Source organism: Xanthobacter sediminis (assembly GCF_043195015.1).
Lineage (GTDB): Bacteria > Pseudomonadota > Alphaproteobacteria > Rhizobiales > Xanthobacteraceae > Xanthobacter.
Window position 1 is genome coordinate 1 of sequence record NZ_JBAFWH010000013.1, and the last position, 16,361, is coordinate 16,361.

General features: G+C 66.8%; 20 protein-coding genes. 15 read left to right on the plus strand and 5 right to left on the minus strand.

Going from position 1 to position 16,361, the window contains the following annotated elements:
* From V5F61_RS16240 to V5F61_RS16260, 5 genes are all read left to right on the plus strand, one after another.
* Positions 1-85, plus strand: an 85-nt coding sequence (locus V5F61_RS16240) for a dinitrogenase reductase (protein ID WP_394104057.1), incomplete at its 5' end; no start/stop codon positions are given.
* A gap of 527 nt (positions 86-612) precedes the next feature.
* Positions 613-1,461 carry an electron transfer flavoprotein subunit beta/FixA family protein gene (locus V5F61_RS16245; protein WP_393989889.1) on the plus strand — a complete coding sequence of 283 codons (849 nt, stop codon included), beginning with the start codon at positions 613-615 and terminating at the stop codon, positions 1,459-1,461.
* A 43-nt stretch (positions 1,462-1,504) separates the two neighbouring features.
* Positions 1,505-2,614: an electron transfer flavoprotein subunit alpha/FixB family protein gene (locus tag V5F61_RS16250; RefSeq protein ID WP_393989888.1), complete on the plus strand. Its 1,110-nt coding sequence runs from the start codon at positions 1,505-1,507 to the stop codon at positions 2,612-2,614.
* A 10-nt stretch (positions 2,615-2,624) separates the two neighbouring features.
* Complete coding sequence (locus V5F61_RS16255; protein ID WP_393989887.1) at positions 2,625-3,932, plus strand: FAD-dependent oxidoreductase; 1,308 nt, start codon at positions 2,625-2,627, stop codon at positions 3,930-3,932.
* 71 nt (positions 3,933-4,003) lie between these two features.
* Entirely contained in the window at positions 4,004-4,303 is a 300-nt protein-coding gene (locus tag V5F61_RS16260) for a ferredoxin family protein (RefSeq protein ID WP_393989886.1), read from the plus strand.
* 401 nt (positions 4,304-4,704) lie between these two features.
* Here V5F61_RS16260 and V5F61_RS16265 read toward each other — a convergent pair whose 3' ends face one another.
* The 4 genes from V5F61_RS16265 to V5F61_RS16280 form a co-directional block, all read right to left on the minus strand.
* A complete protein-coding gene (locus V5F61_RS16265; RefSeq protein WP_393989885.1) occupies positions 4,705-5,022 on the minus strand; it encodes a hypothetical protein in 318 nt (105 codons plus the stop codon).
* Between the two features lie 5 nt (positions 5,023-5,027).
* Positions 5,028-5,291, minus strand: coding sequence for a hypothetical protein (locus V5F61_RS16270; RefSeq protein WP_393989884.1), 264 nt, complete (start codon positions 5,289-5,291; stop codon positions 5,028-5,030).
* Positions 5,292-5,351: 60 nt separating this feature from the next.
* Positions 5,352-6,206, minus strand: a complete 855-nt coding sequence (locus V5F61_RS16275; protein WP_393989883.1) for a sulfurtransferase — start codon at positions 6,204-6,206, stop codon at positions 5,352-5,354.
* A gap of 111 nt (positions 6,207-6,317) precedes the next feature.
* The gene (locus tag V5F61_RS16280) at positions 6,318-6,779 is read right to left on the minus strand and encodes a hypothetical protein (RefSeq protein WP_393989882.1); all 462 of its coding nucleotides are present in this window, start codon (positions 6,777-6,779) and stop codon (positions 6,318-6,320) included.
* Positions 6,780-7,155: 376 nt separating this feature from the next.
* Here V5F61_RS16280 and V5F61_RS16285 point away from each other — a divergent pair, with 376 nt between their 5' ends.
* Complete coding sequence (locus V5F61_RS16285) at positions 7,156-8,784, plus strand: flavin monoamine oxidase family protein (RefSeq protein ID WP_393989881.1); 1,629 nt, start codon at positions 7,156-7,158, stop codon at positions 8,782-8,784.
* A gap of 135 nt (positions 8,785-8,919) precedes the next feature.
* On the plus strand, positions 8,920-9,381 hold the full coding sequence (locus V5F61_RS16290; RefSeq protein WP_393989880.1) for a Rieske (2Fe-2S) protein: 462 nt from the start codon (positions 8,920-8,922) through the stop codon (positions 9,379-9,381).
* Between the two features lie 153 nt (positions 9,382-9,534).
* On the opposite strand, the gene V5F61_RS16295 is transcribed toward V5F61_RS16290, so the two are convergent.
* The gene (locus tag V5F61_RS16295; protein WP_393989879.1) at positions 9,535-10,122 is read right to left on the minus strand and encodes a hypothetical protein; all 588 of its coding nucleotides are present in this window, start codon (positions 10,120-10,122) and stop codon (positions 9,535-9,537) included.
* A gap of 416 nt (positions 10,123-10,538) precedes the next feature.
* Here V5F61_RS16295 and V5F61_RS16300 point away from each other — a divergent pair, with 416 nt between their 5' ends.
* From V5F61_RS16300 to V5F61_RS16335, 8 genes are all read left to right on the plus strand, one after another.
* Entirely contained in the window at positions 10,539-10,859 is a 321-nt protein-coding gene (locus tag V5F61_RS16300; protein ID WP_393989878.1) for a HesB/IscA family protein, read from the plus strand.
* A 77-nt stretch (positions 10,860-10,936) separates the two neighbouring features.
* Positions 10,937-11,266 carry a NifU family protein gene (locus tag V5F61_RS16305; protein WP_393989877.1) on the plus strand — a complete coding sequence of 110 codons (330 nt, stop codon included), beginning with the start codon at positions 10,937-10,939 and terminating at the stop codon, positions 11,264-11,266.
* Positions 11,267-11,328: 62 nt separating this feature from the next.
* Positions 11,329-12,534 (plus strand): cysteine desulfurase NifS, encoded by a 1,206-nt coding sequence (gene nifS, locus V5F61_RS16310; protein WP_393989876.1) that lies wholly within the window; start codon positions 11,329-11,331, stop codon positions 12,532-12,534.
* A gap of 141 nt (positions 12,535-12,675) precedes the next feature.
* On the plus strand, positions 12,676-12,891 hold the full coding sequence (gene nifT / locus V5F61_RS16315) for a putative nitrogen fixation protein NifT (RefSeq protein WP_393989875.1): 216 nt from the start codon (positions 12,676-12,678) through the stop codon (positions 12,889-12,891).
* Positions 12,892-12,896: 5 nt separating this feature from the next.
* Complete coding sequence (locus V5F61_RS16320) at positions 12,897-13,772, plus strand: SIR2 family NAD-dependent protein deacylase (protein WP_393989874.1); 876 nt, start codon at positions 12,897-12,899, stop codon at positions 13,770-13,772.
* Between the two features lie 351 nt (positions 13,773-14,123).
* Positions 14,124-15,683 (plus strand): nitrogenase cofactor biosynthesis protein NifB, encoded by a 1,560-nt coding sequence (nifB, locus tag V5F61_RS16325; RefSeq protein ID WP_393989873.1) that lies wholly within the window; start codon positions 14,124-14,126, stop codon positions 15,681-15,683.
* An 88-nt stretch (positions 15,684-15,771) separates the two neighbouring features.
* Positions 15,772-15,996 (plus strand): 4Fe-4S binding protein, encoded by a 225-nt coding sequence (locus V5F61_RS16330; RefSeq protein ID WP_393989872.1) that lies wholly within the window; start codon positions 15,772-15,774, stop codon positions 15,994-15,996.
* A gap of 11 nt (positions 15,997-16,007) precedes the next feature.
* Complete coding sequence (locus V5F61_RS16335) at positions 16,008-16,325, plus strand: HesB/IscA family protein (RefSeq protein ID WP_393989871.1); 318 nt, start codon at positions 16,008-16,010, stop codon at positions 16,323-16,325.
* Positions 16,326-16,361: the final 36 nt, after the last annotated feature.

The window sequence follows — 16,361 nt, forward strand, 5'->3', positions numbered from 1 at the left end:
AGACCTGCTCATGGAGCACGGCATCCTGAACGCCGTCGACGAGAGCCAGGTCGGCAAGACCGCCGCCGAGCTCGCCGCCGGCTGAGGCGCATGAACGCTCCGGGCGGCCTTTTCGCCCGGAGCGATATTTCCACCGGCCCCTGTTCTTCTTTTCGACTTTGTCGGCAGGCCGGAGCGTTGGTTGAGTTCTTTTGGTTTTATTTCGACCTTTCATTTACCCCCGATTAGGCTTGGTCCCCCGCCGCAAGGCGGGGGACACTTTTTAGGTACCCCCCGACTTCGCCGGCGCGCCGCGCGAGACGACCGCCAGCCGGCCTTCCCAACACACGGCACGCGCCCCGCGCAGATCTGTCGCCTTCCCGTCATACGCCGCTTCGCGACACGCACGCGCCAGCACGCCGCGCCAACGGCCATCGCCGCGCATGTCCCGGCCCTGCGAATCTGTCGCGTTCCCGACAGAGGCTGCCGACGCCTGACGCATCGATGTCGCAACCCCCTCTGCAAACACCCATCAATGCTTTGTTTTATTATTGGAATTCTCGTTTTCGAAACATTGGCACGGTGCTTGCTCAGTCCTTTGCGGAGCCAAGGTGAAGGGCTCGGAGCAATCTCATGCACATCGTCGTCTGCATCAAACAAGTCCCGGATTCGGCGCAGATCCGCGTCCACCCCGTCACCAACACGATCATGCGGCAGGGCGTGCCGACGATCATCAATCCGTACGATCTCTTCGCCCTCGAAGAAGCCATGCGCCTGCGCGACAAGTTCGGCGGCGAAGTGACCGTGCTGACCATGGGCCCGCCCTCCGCCGAGGATAGCCTGCGCAAGGCCCTCACCTACGGTGCCGACCGTGCGGTGCTGCTCACCGACCGCTTCTTCGCCGGCTCCGATACGCTGGCGACCTCGTTCGCCCTTGCCACCGCCATCAAGAAGATCAGCGACACCTGGGGCGCGCCGGAGCTCGTCTTCACCGGCAAGCAGACCATCGACGGCGACACCGCCCAGGTCGGTCCCGGCATCGCCAAACGCCTCGGCCTGATGCAGGTGACCTACGTGGCCAGGGTGACCGAATACGACGTAACCGAGGGCACAGTGACCCTGGAGCGCCGCGCCGAGGGCGGCACGCAGGTGCTGAAGAGCAAGCTGCCCTGCCTCGTCGCCATGCTGGAGGGCACCAACGAGATTCGCCGCGGCACCATGGCCGACGCCCTGCGCGGCGCCCGCGCCGAGATCGTCAAGTGGAACGCCAAGGAAGCCGGCGTCGAGGATCTCAACAAGTGCGGCCTCAAGGGCTCGCCCACCATCGTGAAGCGCGTGTTCGCGCCCAGCGCGCGCGCCGAGAAGGCCAAGATCATCGAGATCCCCGAAGGCGGCTCGCTGCCCGAGGCGCTGATCGAGGAGATCTTCACCCGTCAGCCCGCCCTGGAGGCCGACCTCACCGCGCTCGCCCGCGGCTTCTGACGGTCCCGGAAGCACACGAGGCATCAGGAAGAAAGCGACACCCATGAGTGAGCCGAAGAAAACCCCCGCCCCCGCCGCCGGCGGCCGCGCATCCACCAAGAAGGAGCTTCCGGAGCACTTCAAGGCGTACAAGCACGTCTGGGTGTTCGTGGAGCAGGAACGCGGCCAGGTGCACCCCGTGTCCTGGGAACTGATGGGCGCCGGCCGCATTCTCGCCGACAAGCTCGGCGTGGAGCTCGCCGCCGTGGTGCTCGGCCCCGAGGGAGAGACCGTGCGCAATGCGGTCGCGGAGTCCTTCTGCTACGGCGCGGACCTCGCCTATGTGTGCGCCGACCCGGTGCTCACCGATTATCGCAACGAGGCCTACACGGCCGCGATGACGAACCTCGTCAACACCTACAAGCCCGAGATCCTGCTGCTGGGCGCCACCACCCTCGGCCGCGACCTCGCCGGCGCGGTGGCCACCACCCTGCTCACCGGCCTCACCGCCGACTCCACCGAGCTGGACGTGGACGCGGACGGCTCGCTGGCCGCCACCCGCCCCACCTTCGGCGGCTCGCTGCTCTGCACCATCTATACCCTGAACTTCCGCCCGCAGATGGCCACCGTCCGTCCGCGCGTGATGCCCATGCCGGACCGGGTCGAGAAGCCCATCGGCAAGGTGATCGAGCTGCCCCTCGGCGTGAACGAGGCCGACATCATCACCAAGGTGCTGAACTTCATCCCCGACCGCGAGTCCTCCAAGTCCAACCTCGCTTATGCGGACGTGGTGGTGGCGGGCGGCCTCGGGCTCGGCTCGCCGGAGAACTTCCAGCTGGTGCGCCAGCTCGCCCAGGCCATCGGCGCCGATTACGGCTGCTCGCGCCCTCTGGTGCAGAAGGGCTGGGTGACCTCCGACCGGCAGATCGGCCAGACCGGCAAGACCATTCGCCCGCGGCTCTACATCGCCGCCGGCATCTCCGGCGCCATCCAGCATCGCGTGGGTGTGGAGGGCGCGGACCTGATCGTCGCCATCAACACCGACAAGAACGCGCCCATCTTCGATTTCGCCCATGTGGGCATCGTCACCGACGCCATCCGCTTCCTGCCGGCGTTGACCGAAGCCTTCCGCAAGCGCCTGTCCGCCCATTCGCGCGACAAGCTGGCCAGCTGAGGATACTCCTATGATCGACGAAAAGTTCGACGCGATCGTGGTTGGCGCCGGCATGGCCGGCAATGCCGCCGCGTACACCCTGGCCAAGCGCGGCCTGAAGGTCCTCCAGCTGGAGCGGGGCGAGTATTCCGGCTCCAAGAACGTGCAGGGCGCCATCCTGTACGCGGACATGCTCGAGAAGATAGTGCCCGACTTCCGCGAGGACGCGCCCCTGGAGCGCCACCTCATCGAGCAGCGCTTCTGGATGATGGGCGACAGCTCCCACGTGGGCCTGCACTACCGTTCGGAAGACTTCAACGAAGAAAAGCCGAACCGCTACACCATCATCCGCGCCCAGTTCGACAAGTGGTTCAACAAGAAGGTGCAGGAGGCCGGCGCCCTGGTCGTCTGCGAGACCACCGTCACCGAGCTGGTGCAGGACGCCTATGGCAAGGTGATCGGCGTCAAGACCGATCGCGGCGGCGGCCAGATCCATGCCGACGTGGTGGTGCTGGCGGAAGGCGTGAGCGGCCTGCTCGGCACCCGCGCCGGCCTGCGCAAGATCCCCAAGCCCACCGATGTGGCCCTCGCCGTGAAGGAAATGCACTTCCTGCCGCAGGAAGTCATCGAGGAGCGCTTCAACATCAAGGGCGACGAGGGCGCGGTGATCGAGGCCGCCGGCACCATCTCCAAGGGGATGACCGGCATGGGCTTCCTCTATACCAACCGCGAATGCATCTCGGTCGGCATCGGCTGCCTGGTGTCGGACTTTGAGAAGGGCGGCGAGAGCCCCTATACGCTGCTTGAAAAGTTCAAGAAGCATCCCTCCATCGCGCCGCTCCTCGAGGGCTCCGAGGTGAAGGAATACGCCGCCCACCTCATTCCCGAGGGCGGCTACAAGGCGATCCCGCAGCTGTTCGGCGACGGCTGGGTGGTGGTGGGCGATGCCGCCCAGCTCAACAATGCCATCCACCGCGAGGGCTCCAACCTCGCCATGACCTCCGGCCGCATCGCTGCCGAGGCCATCTTCCAGGTCAAGTCCCGCAAGGACCCCATGACCTCAGCGAACCTCGCGCTGTACAAGAAGATGCTGGAAGACTCCTTCGTCATGAAGGACCTCAAGAAGTACAAGGACATGCCACAGCTCCTGCATGTCCAGTCGCAGAACTTCTTCCTTACCTATCCCCAGCTCGTCAACAAGGCGATGCAGAACTTCGTGCGCGTCGATGGCACGCCGAAGAAGGAGAAGGAGAAGCTGACGATGAAGTCGTTCACCTCGGCGCGGTCTTGGGCGGGCCTGTTCGGCGATGCCTTCAAGCTCGCCCGGGCGTGGCGCTGAGGCGGGGCTGATCGGACCACCCGTCCGCGCCGGAACGGTCATTCCGGCGCGGACAATCAAGGGAGATGGACATGGCAAGCACTGAAACCGCGGTCCGCGTCGAGGACAAGCTTTTCCAGAACCGCTACCTGGTGGACGCCGGCCGCGCCCACATCAAGGTTCGCGCCCACACCGAGCCGACCCCGGCCCTGAAGGCGCTGCTCACCGCCTGCCCGGCGCGCTGCTACGAGCTGAACGACAAGGGCCAGGTGGAAATCACCGCCGACGGCTGCGTGGAATGCGGCACCTGCCGCATCATCGGCGAGCCCTCCGGCGACATCGAATGGAATTATCCGCGCGGCGGCTACGGCGTCCTGTTCAAGTTCGGCTGAGCACGCCGGGCATGGGGTCCTCCACGGCCCCCTGCCCTCCATCACCCGCGCGAATATTTGCCGGATCCGTCATCCAGGGCCGAACGCCGGTATTTCAGTTCCGGCCCGGCGGATCACATCGATTGCCATAAGACGTTCTTGAATCGTCTCAGCCGCACGGGGCCGCCGCCCCGTGCGGCTGATTTTCCATGGGAGGCTCCGCCGTACCGGGCCACAAGGCCGGCGGCTAAAGACCCCTTCTCGCGTGCGGTTGGGACAGAGGGACGGGTGGACAAATCCAGCCCGCACCGGCCGAAGCTCCCCGCCGACACCTCATGACACTGATAGCCGTGAAGTAAAAAGAAGGGCGCGACGGCCATCACCGTCGCGCCCTTCTTCGAGAAACTGCGAAAAAGCCGAGCCTATTCGATGCCTTCCTGCCGCGCACGCCACATCATGGCGATGCGGAAGCGCTCGTTTATGGCGGCGGGGCTGGCGAGGATCTCCGCCTCCGCCTGGGCGAACGCCGCAGTCACCTTGTCCGCCTCCTCCTGGGTCAGGGTCACCCGGCCCGCCATGTGGCTGGCGTCGGGCGACACGTCCCAGATCTTACGGCGGTTGGGATGAAGCTTCACCTCCGTGAGGTCGAAGGCCTCCAGTTTTCCGTCGAGCATGATGGCGAGGCCCACGACCTCGAGCTTGCGTCCATCGGCTGTGGTCTTGATCAAAGTCGTCGCCATGGTGATCACCCGTCTTGAATGGCCAGCCAACTGTAACCGCCCTGGTCCCAGAGCTGCGCCAGCAGCTGATCGCAGGTCCAGTCCGGATACTGTGCCTTCACCGCATCGAAATCCGAACGAAAACGTTCTGAATCCTCGCCCTCAATGGTCGCCGTCATCTGCTCGGCCTTGAAGCGGAGCACGAACAGGGCTCCGTCTCGTCCGGCCTGAAGGGCATAGTCCTGCCCTTCGCAGAGGGTCTCCAGAGGCTCGTCGCTCGCGCCACTCATCTCGGTGCTCCCGGCTCGCCCATCGCTGGCTCGGATCACTTCTTTCCCACGGCGCCCGCCTCAGGCGGCCACCGGCGTGTCTTCGGCAAGTCCCCATTCGGCGAAGGAGCCGTCATAGACCGCCACATTCCCGATGCCGGCGACGTAAAGCGCCAGCGCCAGCACGCACGACACCGTCGCCGAAGCGCAGGTGACAACGATGGGCTTCGCAAGATCGATGCCCGCCGCCGAGAAGCGCGCCCGGATCGCCTCTGGCGGAACGAGCACGCCGGTCTCGGCCACCACGAGGTCGCCCCAGGGCACGTTCACTGCGCCGGGGATGTGCCCGTGCTTGCGCGCGGGAAACAGGTCTTCCTGGCTGCCGTCGAATTTGGCGGGGCCGCGCGCGTCCACCACCTGCTCGGCGCCGGAGGCGAGGTTCGCCCGCATCTGCGTGAGGGTCCGCACCAGATCCGGTGAGAAGCTGGCGCTGAAAGTGTTCGGCTCGGGCCGCACCGGAGACATCTCGGTGGGCCGCTTCTCGGCGGTCCACTTGCCGTATCCGCCGTCCAGCACCGCCACGTTGTCGTAGCCGAACACACGGAACATCCACCACACCCGCGCCGCGGCTGAGCCGCCGCAGTTGCGGTCGTAGACCACAACCCGGTCGCCGGTGCCGACGCCGAGCAGCCCCACCTTCTTCGCGAAGTCGGCGGCCGAGGGCAGCATATGGGGCAGGCCAGTCGACTTGTCCGCCACGTGGTCGATGTCGAAATGCACGGCGCCCGGCAGGTGACGGCCGCGATACTGGGTCCGCCCGTCGAGATTGGTGCTCTCGTGGTGCCAGGTGCAGTCGAGAATCCTGAGGTCCGGGTCCGAAAGATGCTCGGTCAGCCATTCGGTGCCGACCAGGGCCCCGGGGAGTGTGGTGGTCATGAGATCACGGGCTCCTTCTCGGCGGGCCGGCGCCGCGCCGGGCGCGCGCCGGAGGTCACGATCCCGAGGCCCGCGCCGCCAGCCCGAAGGCCGCGGCGCGGGCCGCGCGGCTCAGGGAACCTTGGGCAGCTCGTAGCCGGGGCGCGGGTGGCTGTCGTAGTAATCGACACGCTCCGGCCAGCCGCCTTCGGGCTTGAACGTGAATTTCGCCACCTTCACCGGTGCGTTGATGGAGACGCTGACCTCCGCGAACTTGATCTCGCGGTCGCCGGGGCCGGCGGAGAAGTCGGCGATCACGGTGCCGTCCTCCTTGGTAGCGCGGGCGAAGCCGGGGGTGCCGCCGTCGAGCCCCGGCACCGGATTGGCGACGAAGCTCGGAACCTCGGAGCCATCCTCGGAGGGCGTGCCGAAGGCGGGGGTGGCGAAGGTGAAGGCGACGAGCTTGCTCGAACGATCCACCTTCTGGTCTGCCGAGGCAGGGCGGGCGACGGAATAGACCGTGAGGGTGGCCCCCGCCAGCAGCTCCTTGATCTCGTCCAGCGACTTCTGGGCGAATTCAGACGCGACGTACATCTTGGCTCTCCAAAGGCAAACGCTTCGCCTTTCGAACATCAAGTTTCATGCCAGCCACCCGCACGGGCGGAAAAACAGCAGAACGAGGCGGCGCGGCCCCTTGCGCCGACAAGGCTCACGGCGGAACGGCGATAGATACGGGCAATCACGGGCCGGCGGTGCGGCCATGTCGGGAAGCCGCCGCGCAGCGCAGGAATGCGACGTCGTCCGTGTCCGCTTGCCGCCCTCACCCGCCGCGATCCGCCAGTTTGAGAGACAAACGCGATCGCCCGCGGTGCCGTCGCGTCCTTGTCGCCAAAGGCTTTGCCGCCGATACGGGGGCGTGAGCGCGAATCTTGCAAGGGTTCCAGGAAACGCAGTCATGCGAGGACAGTCCATGCTCGACACAGCGATCATCGGCGGCGGACTCTGCGGCCTTGCCCTGGCCCGGCACCTGTTGCGGCAGGGCCGCGACTTCGCCATCTACGAGGCGCGCCCCCGCCTCGGCGGGCGCATCCTCACCGCCGTCCCCGCCACCACCGGCGAGGCGCTGGACCTCGGCCCCACCTGGTACTGGCCCGACACCCAGCCCCTCGTCACCGCATTCCTCTCGGATCTCGGCCTGCCCACCTTCCTCCAGCACGACGAGGGCACGGTGCTGCACCTCGCCGAGGCGGACAAGAGCGCCCAGCCGCTGGCGAGCCCGAGCGTTCACGGCGGCGCCCGCCGCGTCGCCGGCGGCATGACGCGGCTGGTGTCGGCGCTGGCGGACGAGCTGCCGGAGGAGAGGATCCACCTCTCCCACGTGCTGGCGGCGGTGCGCGATGCCGGTGACCACGTGGTCCTTGCCTTCCGCGTGAACGACATGCTGCTGGAAGTGGAGGCGCGCCACGTGGTGATCGCCCTGCCCCCGCGCCTCGTGGCCGAGGGCGTGCGCTTCGAGCCGGAGCTCGACGGTGCCACCCGCGACGCCATGGGCGCCGCGCCCACCTGGATGGCCGCCCAGGCCAAGGTGGCCATCGCCTACGACCAGCCCCACTGGCGCGCGGCGGGCCAGTCCGGCAACGCCTTCGCCACTCACGAGCAGGCGGTAGTGGGCGAGATCTTCGACGCCTGCGACGCCACCGGCACGAAGGCCGCGCTCGCCGGCTTCCTCGCCTTCCCGCCGGAGTTGCGGGAGACCTTCGCCGTGGGGCTGCCCATGCTCATGAAGAACCAGATGGCGCAGGTGTTCGGTGCCGCCCTCGAGGGGGGCGGCGAGCTCCATTACCAGGACTGGGCGCGCGAGCCCCTCACCTGCAGCGCCCGCGACCGGGCCGAGCCGGCGGGCGAGCACGTGGCCTTCTCCAACCCCCTGCTGCGCCGGGCCCTGTGGGACGGGCGCCTGCTCCTCGGCGGCTCGGAGACGGCGGCCCAGGGCGCAGGCTACCTTGAAGGCGCCCTGGAGGCGGCCCGGCGCATCGATCGCGCCCTTGCCCGCCTCCGCGCGGCGGAGAGCGAGGATGACGGCCTGCCGACGGTGGGCGCCTCCGTCAATGCCGTGAGCCTCGCGCGGTTCGCCGCCTGGGTGGCCGGACAGAACGACGCCGCCTTCGACGCCTACCGCGCCCGGCTCAACCGGGCGCTGGCGGCCCAGCAGCGCGACCAGCTCGCCCAGCGCGCCATTCTCGGCGCGGTGGAGGACATCTACGACCGCGCCCTCGACATGCTCGACACCCTGCCCTTCGACATGCGCGACGTGGCCGTGGAGAAAGGCCGCTCGGCACTGATGCCGCAGGTGCAGCAGCCGTTCCGGGACTTCATCCAGACCCTCGTCGACGACGTGGTGGCGTTCAACCGCACCTCGTGCGCCCTGTCCAACTTCCCGGACGAGCACCACCTGTCGAAGGAATACATGCAGACGATCCTGAGGGACATCGCCGCCGCGTGGCGCGATTTCTCCCTGGCCGCCAACCGGCGCCTGCTGGCGAAGGCCGAGCGTGAACGCGCCCAGCCCGCGGCCACCGGCCCGGCGCTGGCGTCGTGACACAGCAGCGCGGCGCCGGCCGCCGCGCCGTCTTAGAACGTATTCAGTGAAGAAAATGCGTGGTCTGAATGACCTCGAACGATTTCCGCGCGCCGATGCGAGCGGGGAACCTCTGGAGCCGTGAACGAGGACGCAATGGAAACCGAAGTCGCACAGGAAGAAGCCACCGGCGAGACCATCGCCTACGCCATCTGCAGCATGAGCGACATCCCGAGCCAGAGGGCGCGGGGGTTTCAGCTGGTGCGCCTGGACGAGAACGGCGAGGAGAAGCCGTTCAACATCGTCGTGGTGCGCTGGGGCAAGCAGGTGTTCGGCTATGAGAACATCTGCCCCCACCAGCAGGTGAACCTGGACTGGGAGCGCAACCAATTCATGGACCCGAACGGCATCCGCATCATGTGCGGCAAGCACGGCGCGCTGTTCGAGATCGGCACCGGCGCCTGTGTCGACGGGCCCTGCAAGGGCGAGGGGCTGACCCCGGTGCCGCTGGCCGTGCTCGACAACGACATTTGCGTGGTGGGCGTGCCGCTCGCGGAGGATGAGGACGACGAGGAGGAGGAAATCACCTCCTGCTCCGACGAGGGCGGCGGCGTCTGAGGGCCGGGCACCGGATCCGGATGAGCCGGGCTCATCCGGATCGAGGTTCGGCGGGCCATATCCGGACATCCCACCGGGAAGACTCAGCCGCCCGAAAAGGCGGGGATGCGCCGCATCCCCGCAGGTTCCGTTTCGAAGACCGCGTCGTTCAGCTCAGACCGGGCGATCCGCGTAGCGGTTCTTCACCGGCTCCATGACCGCGAGGACCTGCTCGTACGTGACCGGCTCGAAATCCTCGTGCCAGTCGAGGGCAGCATCGAGCACCACATCGGTCTTGCCACCGGTGTCGAGCTTTTTGATGTCGTTCTTGTCGATGCTGAGAAGGTCAGTCATTTCCTTCCACACCGTGGATTCATCGCACGGCATCACATAAAACAGCTTGTCACCAAGGCTGACACGATACTTCTTCAGGAAGTCGATGTTGTTGGCGAAGATGATGTACTTTCCATCGGGGCTGAGCGCATCGCCGAGCACTTCGGCCACATCCTTCAGGAAGGCGAAGTTCTGCAGGTAGCCAGCGAGCACCGGAATCGTGCTCTTGCCTTCCTCGCCGAAGGTGATCACCTGCTCCATGGTGTATTCCGGCGGGCGCTTCTCGTCGGCAAGCTGGGTCTGGAACTTCAGGGCGATGTCCCCGCGGAAGCCGAACCGGCCCGGCTTCGTCTGCTGCTTGAGCACGGCGTTGAGCAGGCGGCCATCCTTATCCAGCCGGCCCAGGGGGGTATCGTCGATCGCGGTCATATGAGGTCTCCGAGTGGTCACGCACGACGCTTCTTGGCACAGGTGGCGCGGCGCACGGCCTGCGCGGGCGCAAGCGCATCGCTCATGCAAGTGCTTTGCCGAAGGCCAATGTCGCAAAAGCGAAAGGCCGGCGCGGTCGAAACCGCGCGGCGTCATGGCCCCGCAGACGCCCCTGCACGAAGACACAAGCCCTTGGGCGCCCGCGCTTTTCGGCCCGGCGCCGGAACGCGCCCCAGCTGCGACATCTCGCCCACCGGACCGCACGCAAAGAAGCCTGCAGACCTGTCCGAAACCCAACACGCGTCGGAAACGCAACAGCCACACCCCAAAAAATTGATATAAATCAGTTCTTTGGCGTTTGGCACACCGATTGCTTTGACCTTAGCAAAGCGTACCCAGCACCGAAGGTCGAGCCGATGATCAATTTGACCGACAGCGCACTGCATGCCGTCCGCGAGGCCATCAGCAGCGCCCCGGAACCCATGGGTGGTCTGCGCATCATGGTCGAGGCCGGCGGCTGTGCGGGATACAAGTACATGATGGGCCTCGTCAACGACGGCGAGCCCGACGACACGGTGATCGAGCACGACGGCGTGAAGGTATTCGTGGACATGAACAGCCACGACCTGCTCGCCGGCACCACCATCGACTTCGTCGTGGCCCTCGAAGGCTCCGGATTCACCTTCGACAATCCGAACGCCACCTCGAGCTGCTCCTGCGGCAAGTCCTTCGGCTGAGACCGAGCCCGGCAGGCTTGCCGGGCAATCTCACCAGAGCCTGAACGAAGCGAACCCCTCAGATAAAGGACAGTGCGATGTTGGCCGAGACCGAGGAGCTCAAGACCGAACAGCGCAAGCCCGCCACCGACCGGCAGGCCGAGCGCGAGGCGATCATCCGCGCCGTCATCGAGGAAGTGCGCCCCAACCTCAAGCGCGACGGCGGCGACTGCGAGCTGGTGGAGATCGACGGCAACAAGGTCATGGTGAAGATGACCGGCGCCTGCGTGTTCTGCAAGCTCGCCAGCGAGACCATCGAGGGCATCCAGTCCAAGATCGTGGAGCGTCTGGGCGAGCTGGTGCGCCTCATTCCCGTGGCCGGCAGCCTCAACAAGCCGCTCATCAGCCTGAAGGCCAAATCCATCTGAGGCCGCGCCCCGGCGCGTCCCGCGCCGGGCCGTCCACCCGCCGGATCACGAGGGGATTTGCCGTGTCGCCCGTCTATCTCGACAACAATGCGACGACCCGGACCGATCCGGCGGTGGTCGAGGCCATGCTCCCCTTCTTCAGCGAGCATTTCGGCAACGCCTCCTCCACCCATGCTTTCGGCGAGAAGGTGGGCGAGGCCCTGAGGGCCGCGCGCCGCCAGCTCCAGGCCCTGCTGGGCGCCGCCCACGACCACGAGATCGTCTTCACCTCCGGCGGAACGGAATCCGACAACGCCGCCATCCTCTCCGCCTTGGAGAGCCAGGGCGACATCGACCCCGCGCGCACCGAGATCGTCACCACGCGGGTGGAGCACCAGGCGGTGCTGGCCGTGGTGGCGTACCTGGAGAAGACCCGCGGCATCAAGGTTCACCAGATCGGCGTGGACCGCCAGGGCCGGCTCGACATGGACGCCTACGCCGCCGCCCTCGGCCCGCGCACGGCGCTCGCCTCGGTGATGTGGGCCAACAACGAGACCGGCACCCTGTTTCCCGTCGCCGAGCTGGCGCGGATGGCCCATGCCGCCGGCGCCCTCTTCCATACCGACGCCGTGCAGGCGGTGGGCAAGGTGCCCATGGACCTCAAGTCCATGGAGATCGACATGCTCTCCCTCTCCGGCCACAAGCTGCACGGGCCCAAGGGCATCGGCGCGCTCTACGTGCGCAAGGGCGTGAAGTTCCGGCCGCTCATCCGCGGCGGCCACCAGGAGCGCGGCCGGCGCGGCGGCACAGAGAACGTGCCGGGCATCATCGGCCTCGGCGCGGCGGCGGGCCTCGCGCTCGCACACCTGGAGGAGGAGGGCACGCGGGTGAAGGCCCTGCGCGACCGCCTGGAGCAGGGCGTGCTGCAGCAGATTCCCCACACGCTGCTCAACGGCGAGCCCGACAACCGCCTGCCCAACACCGCCAACATCGCCTTCGAGTATCTCGACGGCGAGGCGGTGCTCACCCATCTCAACCGGGCCGGCATCGCCACCTCCACCGGCTCGGCCTGCACCTCCGGTTCCACCGAGCCCTCCCATGTGCTGCGCGCCATGGACCTGCCGGCCACCGCCCTGCACGGCGCCATCCGCTTCTCCCTCTCGCGGGAGAACAGCGCCGAGGACGTGGACCGCGCGCTGGAGGCGCTGCCGGACATCATCACCAAGCTGCGGGACATGTCCCCGGCGTGGCGGAACCGCCAGGGCGAGCCGGCGGCCGCCCATGGCTGATGCCATCCCTTCTTTCGTGCGCGGGCCCATCCACGGGCCTCGCGCACGCTTCCCAAATGACCGGCAGGCGGGTCCCGAGACTCCAGGGTGCCCCGGCCATGGTCGCAGTGGCGCGTCGAACGCGATCCAGGAGCCCAACGTATGAAAATCATGCTTCGCCGTTCCCCGGAGATGGGTCTGTCGATCTATGTCCCGAAGAAGGACCTCGAGGAGCCGATCGTGGAGACCGAGCACGAAACCCTGTGGGGCGGCTGGATCAAGATCGCCAACGGCTGGGTGCTGGAGCTGCCGGAGATGCCGCCCGAGACCACCCTGCCGATCACCGTGAACGCCCGCAAGCGCGGCGAAGACGAGTAAATGCCATGAACCTGCCCCTCTCCCCCGGGGACGTCCTCAAGCTCGCCGACGCCGAGGCGGTTCTCGCCGACGTGGCCCGCGCGCTGCCTTCGGGCCGGATCGTTCCCTATCTCGGCCCCGCCGTCAGCGCGGGCGTGAACCCGGCCGTTCCCATGACGCCGGACGCGCTCGCGGCCTTCTTCGCCACCAAGGTGGCTCTGCCGAAGCGCGCCAAGGGCAATCCCTGGGCGGCGGCGCAGCACATCGAGGGCACGAAGCTCCGGGCCACCGTGGTCGCCCTGATGACCGAAGCCTTCACGCCCAAGCTGGAGCCCACTGCGCTCCATCGCCTGCTGGCGTCGCTGCCGCTGCCGGTGATCGTGGATACCTGGTACGATGGGACCATGCGGAGCGCGCTTCAGGGCCGCGCCGACTGGGGCGAGGCGCAGGGCATCAGCCGTGCCGGCATCGGCGAGGACCGCTGGTACCGTTTCTACGACGCAGCCGGGGGCGAAACCACCCGTGAGGCGGCGGAGGGCTGGACCACCATCCTCTACACGCCCCACGGCAGCGTGGCCCCCGCCAAGAACTACCTCATTTCCGATGCGGACTATGTGGAGGTTCTGACCGAGATCGACATCCAAACGCCGATCCCGGACATCATAAAGCACCGCCGGACGGAACGCTCCTTCCTGTTCCTCGGCTGTCGCTTCCACGACCAGATGCTGCGCAACTACGCGCGGCAGATCAGCAAGCGCTCCGCCACCCCGCACTTCGCGCTGGTGGACCCGGACGAGCTCACGAAGAACGAGCTGAAGTTCCTTCTGGAACACGCCATCACGCCCATCGCGATTCCCACGCCGCGCGCCATCGAGATCATCCTCGAGAACGCAAAGGCCTGAGCACGCCACGATGGAGAAGGGGCCCGCCGGCGCGGCGGGCCCCTTCTGCGTTTCGGAGGCGCCCACCACTGACGCCCACCCCGACCACCTCCGTATTTTCCCGGAATGGCGGACCTGCTCGACATCGCATAGAGGGTGAGCTGTTCTGCGGTTTTGTTCTCTTCGCACACATGTAACTTTTCCAACATGTCATGTGCGCCGTGTGGACGTGTTGGGAACGCGACAGCGACGCTTCACGCCAACCAACTGAAAACAATACCAGTTCTGCTGCGCTCAAAGCTGGCACGCCAGTTGCTCCACTCCCTCCAGGATAGGTTTTTTGGGATCCTGCTGAGAGCAAGGAGCAGAACCATGGACGCGACGACACAGCACGGAGACGCCGTCGGCATTTCCGACCAGCTCGCGGATATCATGCAGGCGAAGGCCGAGCACCAGGGCTGCGGCACTTCGGGCGGTTCCGGCAAGGCGAGCTGCGGCTCTTCGGCCGGCCAGGGCGACCTGCCCACCGAGATCTGGGAGAAGGTGAAGAACCATCCCTGCTATTCGGAAGAGGCGCACCACCACTACGCCCGCATGCACGTTGCGGTGGCCCCGGCCTGCAACATCCAGTGCAACTACTGCAATCGCAAGTATGACTGCGCCAACGAGAGCCGTCCGGGCGTGGTTTCCGAGAAGCTGACCCCCGAGCAGGCGGCAAAGAAGGTGCTCGCGGTCGCCTCCACCATCCCGCAGATGACGGTGCTCGGCATCGCCGGTCCCGGCGACCCGCTCGCCAACCCGGAGAAGACCTTCAAGACCTTCGAGCTGATCTCCAAGACCGCCCCGGACATCAAGCTCTGCCTCTCCACCAACGGCCTTGCGCTGCCGGACCATGTGGAGACCATCGCCAATTTCAACGTCGACCACGTCACCATCACCATCAACATGGTGGACCCGGAAGTCGGCGCGAAGATCTATCCGTGGGTGTTTTGGAAGCACAAGCGCTACACCGGCTATGAAGCCGCCAAGCTGCTCACCGATCGCCAGCTCCAGGGCCTGGAGATGCTCACCGAGCGCGGCATCCTGTGCAAGGTCAACTCGGTGATGATCCCCGGCATCAACGACAACCACCTGGTTGAAGTGAACCGGGCGGTGAAGTCGCGCGGCGCCTTCCTGCACAACATCATGCCCCTCATCTCCTCGCCCGAGCACGGCACCGTGTTCGGCCTCAACGGCCAGCGCGGCCCGACCGCCCAGGAGCTGAAGGCGCTCCAGGACCGGTGCGAGGGCGAGATGAACATGATGCGCCACTGCCGCCAGTGCCGCGCCGACGCCGTGGGCCTGCTGGGCGAAGATCGCTCGGCCGAGTTCACCACCGACAAGATCATGGCCATGGAGGTCAATTACGACCTCGAGAGCCGCCAGGCCTACCAGGCGCTGGTGGAGGAGGAGCGCGTCGCGAAGGTCGCCGCCAAGCAGGAGGAGCTGTCCTCCCTCGCCGGCGAGCAGAGCGACATCAAGCTCCTGATCGCGGTCGCCACCAAGGGCTCGGGCCTCGTCAACGAGCACTTCGGCCACGCCAAGGAGTTCCAGGTCTACGAGCTGTCCACCGCCGGGGCGAAGTTCGTCGGCCATCGCCGCGTGGACCTCTACTGCCAGGGCGGCTACGGCGAGGAGGACTCGCTGGAGACCATCATCCGCGCCATCAACGATTGCCACGCGGTGTTCGTGGCGAAGATCGGCGGCTGCCCGAAGGCGGACCTCATCAAGGCCGGCATCGAGCCCGTGGACCAGTTCGCCCACGAATTCATCGAGAAGTCGGCCATCACCTGGTTCAAGGACTACCTCGGCAAGGTGAAGAGCGGCGAGATCGAGCACGTGGTGCGCGGCGACGCCGAGATCCGCCAGGGCGCCCTCATCAGCGCCGCCTGAACTGCGGCTGAAACACGGACCGGGGTGGGCCAAGAACCGCCCGCCCCGGCTCCCGCGCGCAGCGCGCAAGCAACGAAGGACAAAAGCCATGGCGCTGAAGATCGTCGCCTCGCAATGCACGAGCTGCTCGGCCTGCGAGCCTGAATGCCCCAACGTCGCCATCTTCGAGAAGAACGGCACGTTCGTGATCGACCCGAAGAAGTGCACCGAGTGCATCGGCCACTACGACGTGCCCCAGTGCGCCGCCGTGTGCCCGGTGGACGACACCTGCATCATCGACACTTCCTATCCCCGCTACCAGCCGCCCGCGTAGGACCAGCGCAGATGAACTTCACCCTGACTCCCGCCGCCAAGCGCTTCATCCGCCTCATGATCATGAGCGACGGTGGCCCCGGCGCCGGCTTTCGCCTTGCGGTTTCGCCCGGCGGCTGCTCGGGCCTCAACGCCGACATCTCCGTGCTGGCCGAGCCGACGCCCGGCGACGCAGTGGTGGAGCGCGAGGGCCTCAAGTTCTTCCTGCCGGCGGAAAGCCGCCTGCTGCTGGAGGGCGTGACGGTGGACTTCACCGACAGCCCCGCCAAGACCGGCCTCGTGTTCCACGACCCCAAGGCCACCGGCACCTGCGCCTCGCACGCGCACTGAGCGGGCGCGGAGCGCCAGGGCATGACCAGAATGGGG

Coding starts and splice junctions, on each gene's coding strand:
- V5F61_RS16245 (WP_393989889.1), top strand. CDS start 613: ATGCACATCGTCGTCTGCATCAAACAAGTCCCGGATTCGGCGCAGATC.
- V5F61_RS16250 (WP_393989888.1), top strand. CDS start 1,505: ATGAGTGAGCCGAAGAAAACCCCCGCCCCCGCCGCCGGCGGCCGCGCA.
- V5F61_RS16255 (WP_393989887.1), top strand. CDS start 2,625: ATGATCGACGAAAAGTTCGACGCGATCGTGGTTGGCGCCGGCATGGCC.
- V5F61_RS16260 (WP_393989886.1), top strand. CDS start 4,004: ATGGCAAGCACTGAAACCGCGGTCCGCGTCGAGGACAAGCTTTTCCAG.
- V5F61_RS16265 (WP_393989885.1), bottom strand. CDS start 5,022: ATGGCGACGACTTTGATCAAGACCACAGCCGATGGACGCAAGCTCGAG.
- V5F61_RS16270 (WP_393989884.1), bottom strand. CDS start 5,291: ATGAGTGGCGCGAGCGACGAGCCTCTGGAGACCCTCTGCGAAGGGCAG.
- V5F61_RS16275 (WP_393989883.1), bottom strand. CDS start 6,206: ATGACCACCACACTCCCCGGGGCCCTGGTCGGCACCGAATGGCTGACC.
- V5F61_RS16280 (WP_393989882.1), bottom strand. CDS start 6,779: ATGTACGTCGCGTCTGAATTCGCCCAGAAGTCGCTGGACGAGATCAAG.
- V5F61_RS16285 (WP_393989881.1), top strand. CDS start 7,156: ATGCTCGACACAGCGATCATCGGCGGCGGACTCTGCGGCCTTGCCCTG.
- V5F61_RS16290 (WP_393989880.1), top strand. CDS start 8,920: ATGGAAACCGAAGTCGCACAGGAAGAAGCCACCGGCGAGACCATCGCC.
- V5F61_RS16295 (WP_393989879.1), bottom strand. CDS start 10,122: ATGACCGCGATCGACGATACCCCCCTGGGCCGGCTGGATAAGGATGGC.
- V5F61_RS16300 (WP_393989878.1), top strand. CDS start 10,539: ATGATCAATTTGACCGACAGCGCACTGCATGCCGTCCGCGAGGCCATC.
- V5F61_RS16305 (WP_393989877.1), top strand. CDS start 10,937: ATGTTGGCCGAGACCGAGGAGCTCAAGACCGAACAGCGCAAGCCCGCC.
- nifT (WP_393989875.1), top strand. CDS start 12,676: ATGAAAATCATGCTTCGCCGTTCCCCGGAGATGGGTCTGTCGATCTAT.
- V5F61_RS16320 (WP_393989874.1), top strand. CDS start 12,897: ATGAACCTGCCCCTCTCCCCCGGGGACGTCCTCAAGCTCGCCGACGCC.
- nifB (WP_393989873.1), top strand. CDS start 14,124: ATGGACGCGACGACACAGCACGGAGACGCCGTCGGCATTTCCGACCAG.
- V5F61_RS16330 (WP_393989872.1), top strand. CDS start 15,772: ATGGCGCTGAAGATCGTCGCCTCGCAATGCACGAGCTGCTCGGCCTGC.
- V5F61_RS16335 (WP_393989871.1), top strand. CDS start 16,008: ATGAACTTCACCCTGACTCCCGCCGCCAAGCGCTTCATCCGCCTCATG.